General features: G+C 71.5%; 11 protein-coding genes. 3 read left to right on the forward strand and 8 right to left on the reverse strand.

The genetic code is table 11. The features are described 5' to 3' along the window. Nucleotide 1: 1 nt before the first annotated feature. Genes ABD998_RS14515 through ABD998_RS14525 form a run of 3 tightly spaced genes read right to left on the reverse strand, consistent with a single transcriptional unit; the run spans nucleotide 2 to nucleotide 3,635 of the window. Nucleotides 2-910 carry an ABC transporter permease gene (locus ABD998_RS14515; RefSeq protein WP_345440561.1) on the reverse strand — a complete coding sequence of 303 codons (909 nt, stop codon included), beginning with the start codon at nucleotides 908-910 and terminating at the stop codon, nucleotides 2-4. Continuing rightward, nucleotides 910-1,989: an ABC transporter permease gene (locus ABD998_RS14520; protein WP_345440564.1), complete on the reverse strand. Its 1,080-nt coding sequence runs from the start codon at nucleotides 1,987-1,989 to the stop codon at nucleotides 910-912. Before ABD998_RS14520 ends, ABD998_RS14515 begins: the two co-directional genes overlap by 1 nt. Then, nucleotides 1,986-3,635 carry an ABC transporter substrate-binding protein gene (locus ABD998_RS14525; RefSeq protein WP_345440567.1) on the reverse strand — a complete coding sequence of 550 codons (1,650 nt, stop codon included), beginning with the start codon at nucleotides 3,633-3,635 and terminating at the stop codon, nucleotides 1,986-1,988. The genes ABD998_RS14520 and ABD998_RS14525 overlap by 4 nt, the downstream gene beginning before the upstream one ends. Nucleotides 3,636-3,848: 213 nt before the next feature. Here ABD998_RS14525 and ABD998_RS14530 point away from each other — a divergent pair, with 213 nt between their 5' ends. After that, nucleotides 3,849-5,432 carry an AMP-binding protein gene (locus ABD998_RS14530; RefSeq protein WP_345440570.1) on the forward strand — a complete coding sequence of 528 codons (1,584 nt, stop codon included), beginning with the start codon at nucleotides 3,849-3,851 and terminating at the stop codon, nucleotides 5,430-5,432. A gap of 6 nt (nucleotides 5,433-5,438) precedes the next feature. Here the strand turns inward: ABD998_RS14530 and ABD998_RS14535 are convergent, their stop codons facing one another. Together ABD998_RS14535 and ABD998_RS14540 are read right to left on the reverse strand one after the other, a co-directional pair. Beyond that, entirely contained in the window at nucleotides 5,439-5,987 is a 549-nt protein-coding gene (locus tag ABD998_RS14535) for a hypothetical protein (protein ID WP_345440573.1), read from the reverse strand. Between the two features lie 12 nt (nucleotides 5,988-5,999). Next, entirely contained in the window at nucleotides 6,000-6,173 is a 174-nt protein-coding gene (locus tag ABD998_RS14540; protein WP_345440576.1) for a hypothetical protein, read from the reverse strand. A 177-nt stretch (nucleotides 6,174-6,350) separates the two neighbouring features. Between ABD998_RS14540 and ABD998_RS14545 the strand changes: the two genes are divergently transcribed. Beyond that, a complete protein-coding gene (locus ABD998_RS14545) occupies nucleotides 6,351-7,913 on the forward strand; it encodes a glucoamylase family protein (protein ID WP_345440579.1) in 1,563 nt (520 codons plus the stop codon). 42 nt (nucleotides 7,914-7,955) lie between these two features. Here ABD998_RS14545 and ABD998_RS14550 read toward each other — a convergent pair whose 3' ends face one another. Then, nucleotides 7,956-9,413, reverse strand: coding sequence for a helix-turn-helix domain-containing protein (locus ABD998_RS14550; RefSeq protein ID WP_345440582.1), 1,458 nt, complete (start codon nucleotides 9,411-9,413; stop codon nucleotides 7,956-7,958). A gap of 108 nt (nucleotides 9,414-9,521) precedes the next feature. On the opposite strand from ABD998_RS14550, the gene ABD998_RS14555 reads away from it, so the two are divergent. Next, complete coding sequence (locus ABD998_RS14555) at nucleotides 9,522-11,375, forward strand: phosphoenolpyruvate carboxykinase (GTP) (RefSeq protein WP_345440585.1); 1,854 nt, start codon at nucleotides 9,522-9,524, stop codon at nucleotides 11,373-11,375. 99 nt (nucleotides 11,376-11,474) lie between these two features. On the opposite strand, the gene ABD998_RS14560 is transcribed toward ABD998_RS14555, so the two are convergent. Together ABD998_RS14560 and ABD998_RS14565 are read right to left on the reverse strand one after the other, a co-directional pair. Continuing rightward, the gene (locus ABD998_RS14560) at nucleotides 11,475-12,551 is read right to left on the reverse strand and encodes a winged helix DNA-binding domain-containing protein (RefSeq protein WP_345440588.1); all 1,077 of its coding nucleotides are present in this window, start codon (nucleotides 12,549-12,551) and stop codon (nucleotides 11,475-11,477) included. 34 nt (nucleotides 12,552-12,585) lie between these two features. Then, nucleotides 12,586-14,439, reverse strand: coding sequence for an ABC transporter ATP-binding protein (locus ABD998_RS14565; protein WP_425562993.1), 1,854 nt, complete (start codon nucleotides 14,437-14,439; stop codon nucleotides 12,586-12,588). Between the last annotated feature and the right edge of the window lie 73 nt (nucleotides 14,440-14,512).

A 14,512-nucleotide genomic window follows, 5' to 3' on the forward strand; every position in this document is an offset into this window, starting at 1 on the left:
GTCATGCTCCTTCCGGCACGGCCGCGACCGCGGCGCGGCGGGCGGCGACGCGCTTCGCGACGGGGCGGCTCGCGGCGCGCAGCTTGGGGTTGGCCAGCTCGTCGACGCCGAAGTTGATGAGCGCCGCCGCGGTGCCGACCAGGGCGATGCACAGCCCAGGCGGGACGAACCACCACCACAGCCCGCGCAGCACGGCGCTCTGCTGCTGCGCCGCCTGGATCATGGTGCCCCAGCTGACGGCCGAGGAGTCGGAGACGCCGAGGAAGGCGAGGCCCGCCTCGGCCATGACGGCGCCGACCAGCCCGCCCAGGAACATCGAGGCGATCCAGCCGTAGAGATGGGGCAGCACCTCGACGAAGATCAGCCGGCGGTGAGGCTCGCCCAGCATGCGCATCGCCTGCACGAAGTCGCGGCTCCGCACGCTCATCGCCTGGGCGCGCAGCGTGCGGGCGCCTCCCGCCCAGCCGAAGAGGCCGATGATGAAGGCGATCATCACGAGGCCTGTGCCCTGCAGGTAGCCCGCGACCACGAAGATGAGCGGCAGCACCGGCATGACGAGGAAGAGGTTCGTGAGGAAGTTCAGGAGGTTGCCGACGGCTCCGCCGAAGTACCCGGCCGGCACGCCGACGAGGATGGAGATCGCGGTGCCGATGGCCGCGCCGAGGAACCCGACGAACATCGACCCGCGCGCGCCCTCGATCACCTGCGCCAGCACGTCCTGGCCGAACTGCGTCGTGCCGAGCGGATGTGCGGCGCTGGGCGGCGCGGAGATCGCGGTGACGTCGTTGGCGCGGGCGTCGAGCCCGAGCAGGGACAGCAGCCACGGGCCGAGGGCCGCGAGCAGGACGAAGAAGGCGAGGACGACGACGCCGAACAGGACCTTGCCGTTGCGAAGCGGCGACGAGGACATCAGCTCCCCTCCCTCACCCGCGGGTCGAGCCAGACGTACAGCGAGTCGGCGATGAGGTTCGCGATCAGCACCGTGAGGGTGACCAGCAGGAAGACGCCCTGCATCACGGGGTAGTCGCGCTTCTGCAGGGCGGAGAACAGCAGGTACCCGATTCCGGGGTAGCTGAACACGATCTCGGTGAGGAGCGCCCCGCCCACGACGCCGCCGAGGGCCATCGCGAACCCGGTGAACTGCGGCAGCATGGCGTTGCGCGCGGCGTAGCGCCAGCGCACCCGGGCGGGCGAGAGGCCCTTGGCCTGGGCGAGCAGCACGTAGTCCTCGCGGACGGTGGTGACGGTCATGTTGCGCATGCCGAGCATCCAGCCGCCGAAGGCCGAGAAGACGATCGTCAGAGCGGGGAGGGCCCCGTACTGCAGCACGCTGGCGATGAAGGCGGGATCGAACGAGATCGCGAGGTTCGGGTCGTAGCCGCCCGAGAGCGGGAACCAGCCGAGCAGGAAGCCGAAGAACCACAGCGCCAGCAGCGCGATCCAGAAGTACGGGACGGACGACAGGAACGTGATGAGCGGGGTCGCGATCGAGTCGAAGCGCGAGCCGGCGCGCCATCCGACCGCGACGCCCAGCATCGTGCCGAGGACGAACGACGCCACGGTCGTCGTGCCGACGAGCAGCAGCGTCCACGGGAGGCCCGTTCCGACGAGGTCGGCGACGGGGACGGGGAAGTTCGAGATCGACACGCCCAGGTCGAACCGGGCGAGCTGGCCCAGGTACGCCAGGTACTGCGCGAACAGGTTCTGGTCGGGGTCGCCGAACAGCCCCCTGATCGACACGAGGGCCTCGGGCGGCAGCGCCTGCCCGCTCACGCGCTCGAGCTGGTCGATGATCGCCGCCGACGGATCCCCGGGCATGAGCCGGGGGATGACGAAGTTCAGGGTGACCGCCGACCATGCGGCCGCGGCGTAGAAGCCGAGGCGTCTGAGGAGGAAGGCGCCGCTGCGTCGACGCGGCCGGCGTCGCGCGGCGACCTCCGCGATCGCGGTCGTCGTGGTCGGCGACGCCGCTTCGGGCGCGACCGTCATGACGCCGGCTTCAGCGACAGCAGGGTACGGATGGTGTCGGGGCCGAGGCTCGGGAACGGCACGGCGTCGAAGTCCTCCGGAGTCGGCCACCCCGTCCAGTTCGACGCGTTGACATCGACGAACCAGTACGAGTTGTACAGCGGCGAGAAGGGCACCTCCTCGACGACGATCCGCTGCATCCGCTCGCCGAGTTCGCGCATCTTTGTCTCGTCGGCCGCCCGGGTCATCGCCGCGAGCACCTCGTCGGTCTCGGGGTCGTCCCAGCGTCCGACGTTGGTCGCCGCCGCCGTGCCGATCGGCTCGACGTAGCGGCTGTCGAGGAAGCTGTAGACGCCGTACACCCCTGCGCCGCCCGTCGTGGCAATCGTGAGGTCGAAGTCGCCGGTCTTCTGCTGGTCGTACAGCGTCGCGCCGGGGGCGCCGGCGGGCGTCACCGACAGGCCCAGCACCTCCTTCCAGCTGTTGATCATGATGTCGGCGTACGCGTTCCAGCCGAAGTCCTGGTTGAACGACAGCCGCGGGGCGAACGTCTGGCCGTCCTTCACGAGCGCGCCGTCGACGACCTCGTACCCGCTGGCCTCGAGGGCGGCCACGGCGCCCTCGGCGTCGACCTCCTGCACGAGCCCGCGGTACTCCGGGGCGATCCAGTCGCCGTAGATCTGATCGACGAGCCCGGTCGGGCCCGCCTCGGTGCCCGGACGGTTCAGGGTGGCGGTGATGTCCGACCGCGGGATCGACAGCGCGAGCGCGCGACGCAGGTCCGGGTCGTCGAACGGCGCCTGCGCGGTGTTGTAGATCATGGAGTAGGCCCCGCCCGTCGCGTACAGCTGGTACAGGTTCGTCTCGGGGCTCTCGGCGACGAACTCCTCCTCCGCGCCCGCCCACGACGCCGGCGCCCAGTCGACGTCGCCGCGCAGCAGCTGCGCCTTCACCGTCTCGGCGTTCGTGGCGAGGATCTTGAAGTAGGTCATTGGCAGCTCGCCGCCCCAGTAGTCGTCGCGGGCCTTCAGGGTGACCTGCTGCGCCGCGAAGGACTCCACCGTGAACGGACCGGTGCCCACGGGGTCGGGGTTCGTCCAGGTCATGAGGTCCTGATCGGCCCAGATGTGCTCGGGGACGACGGGCAGCGAGCTCGACGAGAACTGGTTGAGCGCGGCGAAGGAGGGGGAGTCGAACCACACCTCCACCGTGTCGCCGTCGACCTTCTCGACCGCGGAGTACGTCACGCCGGCGAGGTTCAGCTCGGGGCGCTCAAGCGGCAGCGAGAGCGAGAAGACGACGTCGTCGGCGTCCATCGCCTCGCCGTCCGAGAAGGTCACGTCGGTGCGCAGGTCGATCGTGAGGACCGTGCCGCTGTCGTCGAACTGCAGCGACTCCGCCAGCCATGGCTCGACGACGGCCCCGGCGGAGTAGTCGATGCGGGCGAGCGGCTCGTAGATGAGCTCGGCGTTGGGCGCCTTCTCGGTCGCGGGCCCAAGCACGTTGTAGTTGCGCACGTACGTCGTGCCGCCGTCGGACTTGCCGAAGACGATCGTGTCGCTGCGGTCTCCCGTCGTCGACGAGGGGGTCGGCGTGCAGGACGCGAGGGCGAGCGCCGCGGCCGCCGCGAGAGCGGCGACCGCGACCGGGTGGGAGCGAGGGCGCATTTCGGTCTCCTTCGACGGACGCGCGATTCGGGATCGGGTTCGGTGCTCATTCGTATGAGCACCGACGCGTAGAAGAAAATTGAGCTGCTTCTACGTATGACCGGAACGCTATCCCCTCGTCGGCGGGTTGTCAACGACGGTCTCGTCCGCGCCGTCCTCGCCCGCTCGTCCCGCACATGGCACGCGGACGCGGCATGGGCCATGATGTTCACCATGCGCATCGAAGAAGCTGTGCCCGCCATCCCCGGCGTCCCTCTCTACGACCTCCTGTTCGGCGACCTCTCCGTCGACGAGCGGGATCTCCCCGCCTTCGTCGACGGCCCGACGGGCGCCGTCACGACCTACGGGCAGCTCGTCGACGCGATCGACGCGTTCGCGGGCGCCCTGTCCGTTCGCGGCATCGGCGTCGGCGACGTCGTCGCCCTGCACGCCGTCAACTCGGCCGGGTTCGCGATCGCGTTCCACGGCATCCTCCGCGCCGGGGCGACGGCCACGACCGTCAACGCGCTGTTCACCCCGCGCGAGATCGAGAAGCAGCTGCGGATGTCGAGGGCCGTCGCGCACGTCACGGTCTCGCCGCTGGCACCCGGCTCCGTCCCGGCGGCGCAGGCCGCGGGGATCGCGGACGACCGCATCGTCGTGCTGGACGGGTGGAACGGCTTCCTCTCTCTCGCCCAGTTGCTCGCCGAGGGGAGTCCCGCCCTCGAGATCGCGGTGGACTCGGCCAGCGGCGTCGCCGTGATCCCGTTCTCGTCCGGCACGACGGGGGTGCCCAAGGGCGTCATGCTCTCGCACCGCAACCTCGTCGCGAACGTGCAGCAGTGCGTCGAACGCATCCACGTGGAACCGGGGGAGCGCGTGCTCGCCGTGCTCCCGTTCTTCCACATCTACGGGATGACGGTGCTGCTCGACCTCGCCGTCCGCGTCCGGGCGACGCTCGTGACGATGCCGAGGTTCGATCTCACGGAGTTCCTCAGGGTGATCCAGGACGAGAAGGTCTCGTACGCGTTCATCGCGCCGCCCATCGCGGTCGCGCTCGCGAAGCATCCGCTCGTCGACGAGTACGACCTCTCCTCGCTGCGCACGGTCTTCTCGGGTGCGGCGCCGCTCGACGAGCGCCTGGGGCACGCGGTCGCCGACCGGCTCGGCGTCGAGGTGCTGCAGGGCTACGGGATGACTGAGCTGAGCCCGGTCTCGCACGCCATGGAGCGGGGGAGGAGCTCCAGCGTGCCGCTGTCGTCGATCGGCCCGGCCGTGCCGGGGACCGAGGTGCGCATCGTCGACATCGACACGCTCGACGACATCGAGGCACCGTCGGAGGGACGGTCGGCGTCCGGGGAGCTCTGGGTGCGTGGACCGCAGGTGATGCTCGGCTATCTGGACAACCCTGAGGCGACCGCCGGTTGCGTGACCGACGATGGATGGCTGCGCACCGGGGACATCGCGGCCTACGACGCGGACGGGTTCGTCTTCATCGTCGACCGGCTGAAGGAGCTCATCAAGCACAAGGGATACCAGGTCGCCCCCGCCGAGCTCGAGGCGCTGCTGCTCGCGAGCGACCGCGTCGCCGACGCCGCCGTCGTGGGCGAGACGCTCGAGGACGGCGACGAGGCGCCCGTGGCGTTCATCGTGCCCGTCGGCGACGCCGACGAGGAGGCCATCCTGACTGAGCTCAACGGCCAGGTGGCGCCCTACAAGAAGGTCCGGCGGGCGGTCTTCGTCGACGCGATCCCAAAGTCGGCCTCGGGCAAGATCCTACGGAAAGACCTCAAGGCGACGCTCGTCGGCGGGGAGTGAGTCCGCTCACAGGTCGTCGAGCAGGCGGCGCTGCTCGTCGGTGAGGCCGTCCTTCAGCTCGCGGCGGCCGGGCTGCTCGGCGGCAGCCGGCGGCACGGTCGGCTTCTCCTTCCCCGAGCTCCGCCCGGCGATCCGCGCCCGGGTGCCGTCGTAGAGCCGCGTCGCGCGACGCTCGAGACGGTCGTCGACGAGGTCGTAGACGACCCATGCGACGAGCAGGTACAGCGGGGGCAGCACGTATCCCCAGAACCATCCGCGGACGGAGACGTCGGAGAGCCAGACGACGAGCAGCCAGATGACGAGCTGGACGGCGAACGACGCGAGGTACTGCACGAGCTTCTCGCCGATCTGCGCGCGTCGGGCGACCGACGACGCGGCACCGCGGAAGAGCCGCGCGAGCAGCGGCTTCAGCCAGATCGTGGCGAGGGCGAGCACGAGAGCCGCCCACCAGGCGGCCCAGCCGACGCGCACGGAGCCGACGAACCACCCGACGAGGGAGAGCACGAGCACGTCGAAGAGGTAGAGGCATGCGAACCGGATGAGCCACGTCTTCATGTGCTCAGCCTGTCACCCCCGGTCGGCCTCCGCGAGGTGCAGAGTGCTGATCGAGACGGTCGACTCCGTGCCGAGGAAGACGAGCGACCCGGCGGCGATCCGCAGCGCCGTGTAGGCGGGATCGGCGACGGCGGTGCGGCGATGCGACGGGCGCGGCGCGTCGGCGGGGACGGGCGTGGCGGGCATGGCTTCCTCCTGCGGTTCGGCGAGGCGATGACCTCACTCTCCGCCACGGGACGCCCTTCGCGCATCGGCCTCGGGGATGAACCAGGGAAGGGTCAGGGTCCCCCTCGGGGATGAGGTCCCCTTGAACCGCGGAATGTATGCGCATACACTCGCGGGAGTCGAACAAGGAGGTTCACGATGACCCGCAGGACACCGATCGGCCGACGGCGGCCGTGGAGACGCCCCGTCCTCGCGGCCGCGACGGCGGCCGCCCTCGTGCTGGCGGGCTCCGCGGCGGCGGCCGCAGAACCGCACGGGGAGTCCCCCGACGACACCCTGCTGCGCTACGCCGAGGACACCTGGACGTCGATGGCGGCGATGGCCGACGAACGCACGGGACTCGTCGCCGACCACATCGACGGCGACCTCAAGACGGCGAGCGGATATACCTCGCCGACGAACATCGGCGGCTACCTGTGGTCGGCCGTCGTCGCCGAGGAACTCGATCTCATGTCGCACCGCGAGGCCCGCGACCGGATCGCGACCACGCTCGACACGCTCGAGGAGCTCGAGCGGCACGAGCCGAGCGGCATGTTCTACAACTGGTACGCGCCGCAGACGGGTGAGAAGCTGACGACGTGGCCCGACAGCGGCGACGTCGTCCACCCGTTCCTCTCCACGGTCGACAACGGATGGCTCGCGGCCGCCCTGCGCGTCGTCGCCGATGCCGAGCCGTCGGTGCGGAAGCAGGCGCAGGCGCTCTACGACTCCATGGACTTCGGATGGTTCCACGACACCGAGGCTGCGGGCGGCGCCGGTCTCAACCGCGGCGGATTCTGGGTCGACCAGCCCGGCGACACCTGCACCGTCCCCGGCAACTACGCCGGCGAAGGCGCCGACGTGCTCTACACGTGCCACTGGTACGACACGTCGGTCAGCGAGGCGCGCATCGCGACGTACCTCGGCATCGCCAACGGGCAGATCCCGCCCGAGGCGTATTACGGAACGCTCCGCACGATGCCCGATCAGGGCTGCGACTACTCGTGGCAGGAGCAGAAGCCGGAGGGTGTCGTCCGCGAGTACGCGGGCGTGGAGGTGTTCGAGGGCACCTACGCGTACGCCGGCATGCGCATCGTGCCCGCGTGGGGCGGCAGCATGTTCGAGGCGCTCATGCCCGATCTCTTCGTCCCGGAGGCCGAATGGGGGCCGCGGTCGTGGGGGCTCAACCATCCCGCCACCGTCGCCGCCCAGGAGCATCACGGACTCGAGGAGGCCGGATTCGGGTACTGGGGGTTCAGCCCCGCGAGCGACCCATTCGGCGGCTACCGGGAGTACGGCGTCGAGGAGCTCGGCATGAGCGCCGACGGCTATGCGAGCGACGAGCCGGCGACCGACGTCGACCGCGGCTATGAAGGGTGCCGCGAGGGCGGGAACACCGATCCGGTCTTCGGCGAAGGCGTCGTGACGCCGCATGCCGCGTTCCTCGCGCTGCCGTACGACCGCGACGGCGTGCTCGAGAACCTCGCGGGCATCGAGCACGACCTCGGCGCCTACGGTCCCGGAGGCTTCTACGACGCCGTCGCGACGACATCGGGCACGGCAGCGGAGCGGTACCTCAGCCTCGACCAGTCGATGATCCTGGCGGCCATCGGCAACGAGCTGGCCGACGACGTGCTCAAGGAGCATTTCGTCGACGGCCGTTTCGAGCGCGTCGTGCGCCCCCTCGTCGCCGCGCAGGTGTTCGGGACCGACCTCGGCTGACCGCGGCGCCGTCTGAGCCGCGACGGCCGAGGCCGTCGCGGCTCAGCTGTCGGCGTGCCGCTCCAGGAACTCGAAGACCTCCAGGTCGTCGACGCCGGGGAACGCACCGCGGGGGAGGGGAGAGAAGATGTGCGTGTGCACGCGCGCGCTCGGCCACGCCTTGCCGCGCCACCGCGAGTCGGCCGCACCGGGGGGTCGCCGGCAGCACGACTCGTCGGGGCACGTGGACACCGCGCGCGCCGAGGTCTCCCGCCCTCGCCACCACTTCGCGTCGTCGAAGGGCACGCCCACCGTGATCGAGAACTCGCCCGTCGACCGCGAGCCGGTCTGCGTCGAGCACCAGAACGTCCCCGCGGGGGTGTCGGTGTACTGGTAGTGCTCTGTCGTGCGGTTCTGCTGCTCGAACGCGCTGCGCGCCGAGAACCGCCGGCACACGATCTGGCCCTCGATGGCTCCTGTGACGTCCTCCGGGAGCGGCAGCCCGTCGTTCTCGTAGACGCGCTCGACCTGGCCCTCGCCGCCCACCCGGAGGAAGTGCAGCCGCATGCCGAGATGCGCCGTGAGGAGGTTCGTCATCCGCATGCCTGCCGCCTCGTGCGTGACGCCGAACGCGTCGCGGAAGTCCTCGACCGCGAGGTTGCGGTCCTTGCGCGCCTGCTCGAGGAAGGCGACGGCGGCGGTCTGCGGGATGAGGCAGCACGCCGCGTAGTAGTTGATCTCGAGCCGCTGCTGCAGGAAGTCGGCGTAGTCGGTCGGCCGCTCGTGCCCGAGCAGCCGATGCGCCATGGCCTGTAGCGCCATCGACCGGAGGCCGTGACCCCCGGGGATGGACGCGGGCGGCAGGTAGATGCGCCCGTTCTCGATGTCGGTGATCGATCGCGTCGACGCGGGCAGGTCGTTGACGTACAGCAGCTCGAAGCCGAGCTGCTCGGCCATGATGCTCACCGTGCGGTGGGTGAGGGCACCCGACGTGTGGCCGGCCGCCTTCAGCTGCCTCTCGGCGAGCTCCTCGATCGCGGGGAGGTGGTTGTCGGCCGCACGCTGCCGCAGCCGCAGCTCGGTGTTGGCCCTCCGGGCCTCCTCCGGCGTCGCGATCGCCTCGCTCTCGCGCCGCTGCAGCTCGCGGTGCAGGCCGATGATCGACGCGATGGTCTCGTCGCTGAGGCCCTTCGACACCTTGACGGGGGCGATCCCGAGCTGGCGGAACAGCTGGCTCGACTGTGCGCGCTCGAGCTCGATCTCGAGCGCGGCCCGCTGGTTCGGGGGCTCGCCGGAGATGAGGTCGGTGACGTTCGTGCCGACGGCGTCGGCGATCGCCTGCAGCAGCGACAGCTTCGGCTCGCGCTTGCCGTTCTCGATGAGGCTCAGCTGGCTGCCGGCGACGCCCACGAGCGCGCCCAGCTCGTCGAGCGTGAGGTCCTTCTGGATCCGGTGGTGGCGGATGCGATGGCCGAGCGTCTTCAGCTCGAGCCCCGTCTTCTGATCGCTGGCGGGCGGCATTCCTTGATGATAGCGAAAGATCCGTCCTTCTTTCGAGGGTGGATGGCCGAAAGGTCGCCCGAAACCGCGTGAACCTGGTGAGACCACCCCCGACACCGAGGAGCTCTGATGGCGATCGCCGAACCTCTCGCACCCCGACGCGACGACCTCGCCGAGATCGGCGCCCGACCCGCCTACGACGGGGAGGGCATGACCGCGCTCGCCGCCTGGGTCGACGAGGTCGCGCGTCTCACCCGACCCGATCGCGTGCACTGGGTCTCCGGCTCGTCCGAGGAGAACGCCGCACTGACAGCGCAGATGGTCGCCGACGGCACGCTCATCCCGCTCGATCCGGAGAAGCGCCCGAACTCCTACCTCACGCGCTCGCACCCGGGCGACGTCGCGCGCCTCGAATCGCGCACCTACATCTGCTCGGAGCGCGAGGAGGACGCGGGCCCCACGAACAACTGGGCGGCGCCGGACGACATGCGCGCGACCATCCGCCCGCTGTTCGAGGGGTCGATGCGCGGCCGCACGATGTACGTCGTGCCGTTCTCGATGGGGAAGGTCGGCGGCCCGCTGTCGCAGCTGGGCGTGCAGCTCACAGACAGCCCGTACGCCGTCGTGTCGATCGAGATCATGACGCGCGTCGGCGACGACGTCACGCGCCTCATCGCCGATGGCGCGCCCTGGGTCCGCACGGTGCACTCCGTCGGCGCCCCTCTCGAGCCGGGGCAGGCCGACGCTGCCTGGCCGTGCAACGACGAGAAGTACATCGTCCACTTCCCCGACGACCTGGAGGTGTGGTCGTTCGGCTCCGGCTACGGCGGCAACGCGATCCTCGCGAAGAAGTGCTACGCCCTCCGCATCGCCTCCGTCCTGGGGCGCGACCAGGGCTGGATGGCCGAGCACATGCTGCTCATCCGCGTCATCGACCCGCAGGGCCGGGCGTACCACGTCGCGGCCGCGTTCCCCTCGGCGTGCGGCAAGACGAACCTCGCCATGCTGCGCCCGACCATCCCGGGATGGCGCGTGGAGACGCTGGGCGACGACATCACGTGGATCCGGCCAGGCGCCGACGGGCGGTTCCACGCCATCAACCCCGAGGCGGGCTTCTTCGGCGTCGCACCCGGAACGGGGGCCTCCACGAACGTCACGGCGGTCGAGACGCTGTGGGGCAACGTCCTCTTCACGAACGTCGCGCTCACGGACGACGGCGACGTGTGGTGGGAGGGGCTGACGGACGACCCGCCCGCGCACCTCGTCGACTGGCAGGGTGAGGACTGGACGCCGGATGCGGGGCGCCCCGCCGCCCACCCGAACTCGCGGTTCACGGTGAGCGCCGCGCAGGCGCCCTCCATCGCCGCCGACTGGGAGGAGGCGGTGCCGCTGGACGCCATCCTGTTCGGCGGGCGCCGCGCGACGAACGTGCCGCTCGTCGTCGAGGCGCTCGACTGGGAGCACGGCGTCTTCCTCGGGTCGACGATCTCGTCGGAGCGCACGGCGGCCGCCGAGGGTGTCGTCGGCGAGCTGCGGCGCGATCCCTTCGCGATGATGCCGTTCTGCGGCTACAACATGGCCGACTACTTCGGCCACTGGCTCGCGATGGGACGGCGGGCCCCGCAGCTGCCCCGTGTGTTCCAGGTGAACTGGTTCCGCAAGGGCGCCGACGGTCGCTTCCTGTGGCCGGGCTTCGGCGAGAACTCGCGCGTCATCGACTGGATCATCCGGCGCCTGCAGGGCGAGGCGGAGGCCGTGCCCTCGCCGATCGGCCTGCTGCCGCTCGTCGCCGATCTCGATCTCGACGGCATCGACGTGCCGCAGGCCGACCTCGACGAGCTCTTCGCCGTCGACCCGGCGTCGTGGCTCGCGGAGGCCGACCTCACCGAGAAGTTCTACGACACGTTCGGCGACCGCGTGCCGGCCGAGCTGCGCGCGCAGCTCGACGCGCTGCGCGAGCGCCTCCAGACCGCGGAGGCCTGACCCGCACAAGACGGCCCCGCCGCGTCGCCCGGACCGCACGCCGGACGCACGCACCCCAGCGGCCCGCCCCGTTCCGATCCGGGGCGGGCCGCTTCATCGTCAGGATCGCAGGATGTGCAGGGCGCGGTCGACCGCGCCCTGCACATCCTCCGGGGAGCCGTCCGCGCCCTCGAGGAGCTCGAAGGACGCCTCTCCCGTCGCACGCACGGCCATGGCGGGCGGCCGCCACAGGCCGACGATCTCGCCGTCGTGCACGATCACGGGGCGCACCATGCCGTTGGCGCCCGGCCCTGCGGCCGCGAGCACCTCCGACGTGCAGACGCGGCCCCGGTCGGCGTACGCGATGTAGTACTCCTCGAACGTCGGGAGCGCGATCGTGCGCGGGGCGTCCGCGCTCGCCCGGGGCGGCGACGCAGACGCGTACAGGGGATCGCCGCCCTCGTCCGCCACGGTGCGCACGCGGTCGGCCGCGCGCTCCGCAGCGGCGCGCGCGGGCGTGAGGGCGAGCCCCGCCCACCACGCGTAGTCGCGCACGGTGGCCGGCCCGTGGCCCGCGATGTAGCGGACGAAGAGCTCGGCCTCGGGGTCGGCGGGAGCCGTCGACGCGGTGATCCAGTCCTCCGCCAGCACGAGGTGCTGCTCGCGCGGCTCGACGCCCGCCCGATGCACGACGGGACCCCACACGAGGACGCCGACGACGGCGAGCGCCGCGATGAGGTGGTAGGTCCGCTGCCCCGCCGTCGCGACACCGCCGCTCTCCCACACCGCGGCGATCTCGGCGCGGGTGAGGCGTCCACCGCCGCGCAGCGCTCCGCGCGCGACCGCCTCGGCGCGGGCGACGTCGTCGCGCGAGAGGCCGAGGTCCGCCATCCGCCGCTCCTCGAGCACGAGCATGCGCGGCCCCGTGACCGACAGGATCCAGGCGAGGTCGTCCGCGGCCACGGTGTGCAGGGTGCCGCGCTGCGTCCACGCGCGCACGATCGCGCCGCGGTCGTAGGCGCGGTCGACGTGAGAGACGGCCGCGCCGCGGGTGCGGCTCGCGAGCGCGAGCCGGCCGCCCCAGAGGTCCTGCGACTGGGTCGCCGTCAGATGGCGGGCGGCATCCGCCACGGAGCTCGCCCGAGCGTTCAGCCGATGATGGCGCAGGCGCGCCCGCCGGAGTGCGAGGGGATCCATGCGGCCATCCTGCCCTCGACCGCCGACGACCGCATCAGACGAGCAGCTGGTGCTTCGCGAGATCGCGGTAGAGCGGCACGTCGCGGACGAGCTCGGAGTGCGTGCCGATGCCGATCACGCGCCCGCGCTCCAGGACGACGATGGCGTCGCTGTCGACGACGGTCGAGAGGCGGTGCGCGATCACGATGAGCGTGCGGCCGGCGGCGACGGCGTCGATCGCCTCCCGCATCCGCTGCTCGTTGGCGCCGTCGAGCGACGACGTCGACTCGTCGAGCAGGAGGATGGGCGCGGCGGCGAGGAGCGCACGGGCGATCGCGAGGCGCTGCCGCTCGCCGCCCGACAGCATGACGCCGTCCTCTCCGACCGGCGTGTCGATGCCGAGCGGGCCGCGGTCGACGACGTCCCCGAGGTTGACGGCCCGCAGGACGCGGTCGCAGTCGGCGTCGGAGGCGTCGGGCGACGCGAGGCGGAGGTTGTCGGCGAGGGTGCCCGCGAGCGTGGGCGCATCCTGCTCGACGTAGCCGAATGACGCGCGCAGCCGCTCGCGCGCGACATCGCGGATGTCCACGCCGTCGAGCAGGATGGCCCCTCCCGTCGGGTCGTAGAAGCGCTCGACGAGAGAGAGGATGGTCGACTTGCCCGCCCCCGAGGGGCCCACGAGGGCGATGCGGGCTCCGCGCGGCACGTCGAAGGAGACGCCGCGGAGCACCTCTCCGTCGCCCGCGGGCGCATCGGCGAGCTCGAGGTGCGCGACCTGGGCCCGCTGCGCGGCCTCCTCCCGGGCGGCGACCGCGGCCGCGGGATAGGAGAAGCGCACGTCGCGGAACGCGATCGCGGGGGCGCCCTCGACGGGCGACGCATCCGCCGCGACGCGGTCGTCGGCGTCCTCCGTCGGGAGGTCGAGCACCTCCTGGATGCGGCCGAGCGCGCCGAGCGCCTGTCCCACGCTCGCGATCGCGCCGAACGCCGAGGCGAGCGGCATGACGAGGAGGAAGAGGAACATGACGAACGTCACGAGGCTCGCGATCGAAAGGGCGCCCGAGGCGACGCGCATGCCGCCGACGCCCAGCACGACGAGGATCGACGCCTGCAGCGCGATGCCCGCCACGGGCACGACGAGCGCCGAGGCCTTCGCGACGCGGATGCCCGCGCGGTAGGCGTCGGTCGCCATGGCCCCCACCGCCTCCTCCTCACGGTCGGTCGCGCCCGCCGCGCGCACGGTGCGGATGGACCCGATCGCGCGCTCGACGCCGCTCGCGAGCGCGCCCACCGCCTCCTGCTGCGCCGCCGACGCCGCCCGGATGCGGCCGGAGAGGAGCCCCACCGACGCGGCCGAGACCGCGAGGACGCCGACGATCGCGAGCAGCAGCACGGGGTCGATGAACGCCATCGCGATGAGCGCGCCGACGAAGAGCAGGGCGTTGCCGACGCTGTCGGCGAGACCCTGCGTGAGCACGGCGTAGAGGAGCGTTGTGTCGGAGCCGACGCGTGAGACGAGGTCGCCCGTGCGCCGGGCGTCGAACTCGCGCACGGGCAGGTGGAGGATGCGCGAGATGAGGCGACGACGACTCGAGTAGACGACCGCGGTGCCCGTCTTCTGCAGGAGGAAGTGCTGGTACGCCCCGACGGCGCTCGAGAACAGGACGAACCCGACGAGACCCCACAGGAGCCATCCGAGGGCCGCGCCGGTCTCGACGCGGCCGATCACCTCGCCGATGAGGAGCGGCTGCACGAGCGTCGCGACCGCCTCGACGACGCTCAGCACCGCCACGGCGACGAGCACGCCGCGGTGCTCGAGGAGGAACGGGAGCAGCTGGCGGAACGACGCACGAGGCCCGTCCTCCGTGCGAGGGCGGGCGAACGGGGATCTGCGGGTGTCGCTCACGATGACTCTGCTTTCCTGCCGGCGGCGCGAACCAGCCTACTGTCAAGGTCTCCGCGTCCGGCGGGGCCGCGGGTAC

Source organism: Microbacterium gilvum, assembly GCF_039543865.1.
Lineage (GTDB): Bacteria > Actinomycetota > Actinomycetes > Actinomycetales > Microbacteriaceae > Microbacterium > Microbacterium gilvum.

Excerpts from the sequence above, each read along its gene's own strand:
- ABD998_RS14515 (WP_345440561.1), bottom strand. The coding sequence starts at position 910 with ATGTCCTCGTCGCCGCTTCGCAACGGCAAGGTCCTGTTCGGCGTCGTC.
- ABD998_RS14520 (WP_345440564.1), bottom strand. The coding sequence starts at position 1,989 with ATGACGGTCGCGCCCGAAGCGGCGTCGCCGACCACGACGACCGCGATC.
- ABD998_RS14525 (WP_345440567.1), bottom strand. The coding sequence starts at position 3,635 with ATGCGCCCTCGCTCCCACCCGGTCGCGGTCGCCGCTCTCGCGGCGGCC.
- ABD998_RS14530 (WP_345440570.1), top strand. The coding sequence starts at position 3,849 with ATGCGCATCGAAGAAGCTGTGCCCGCCATCCCCGGCGTCCCTCTCTAC.
- ABD998_RS14535 (WP_345440573.1), bottom strand. The coding sequence starts at position 5,987 with ATGAAGACGTGGCTCATCCGGTTCGCATGCCTCTACCTCTTCGACGTG.
- ABD998_RS14540 (WP_345440576.1), bottom strand. The coding sequence starts at position 6,173 with ATGCCCGCCACGCCCGTCCCCGCCGACGCGCCGCGCCCGTCGCATCGC.
- ABD998_RS14545 (WP_345440579.1), top strand. The coding sequence starts at position 6,351 with ATGACCCGCAGGACACCGATCGGCCGACGGCGGCCGTGGAGACGCCCC.
- ABD998_RS14550 (WP_345440582.1), bottom strand. The coding sequence starts at position 9,413 with ATGCCGCCCGCCAGCGATCAGAAGACGGGGCTCGAGCTGAAGACGCTC.
- ABD998_RS14555 (WP_345440585.1), top strand. The coding sequence starts at position 9,522 with ATGGCGATCGCCGAACCTCTCGCACCCCGACGCGACGACCTCGCCGAG.
- ABD998_RS14560 (WP_345440588.1), bottom strand. The coding sequence starts at position 12,551 with ATGGATCCCCTCGCACTCCGGCGGGCGCGCCTGCGCCATCATCGGCTG.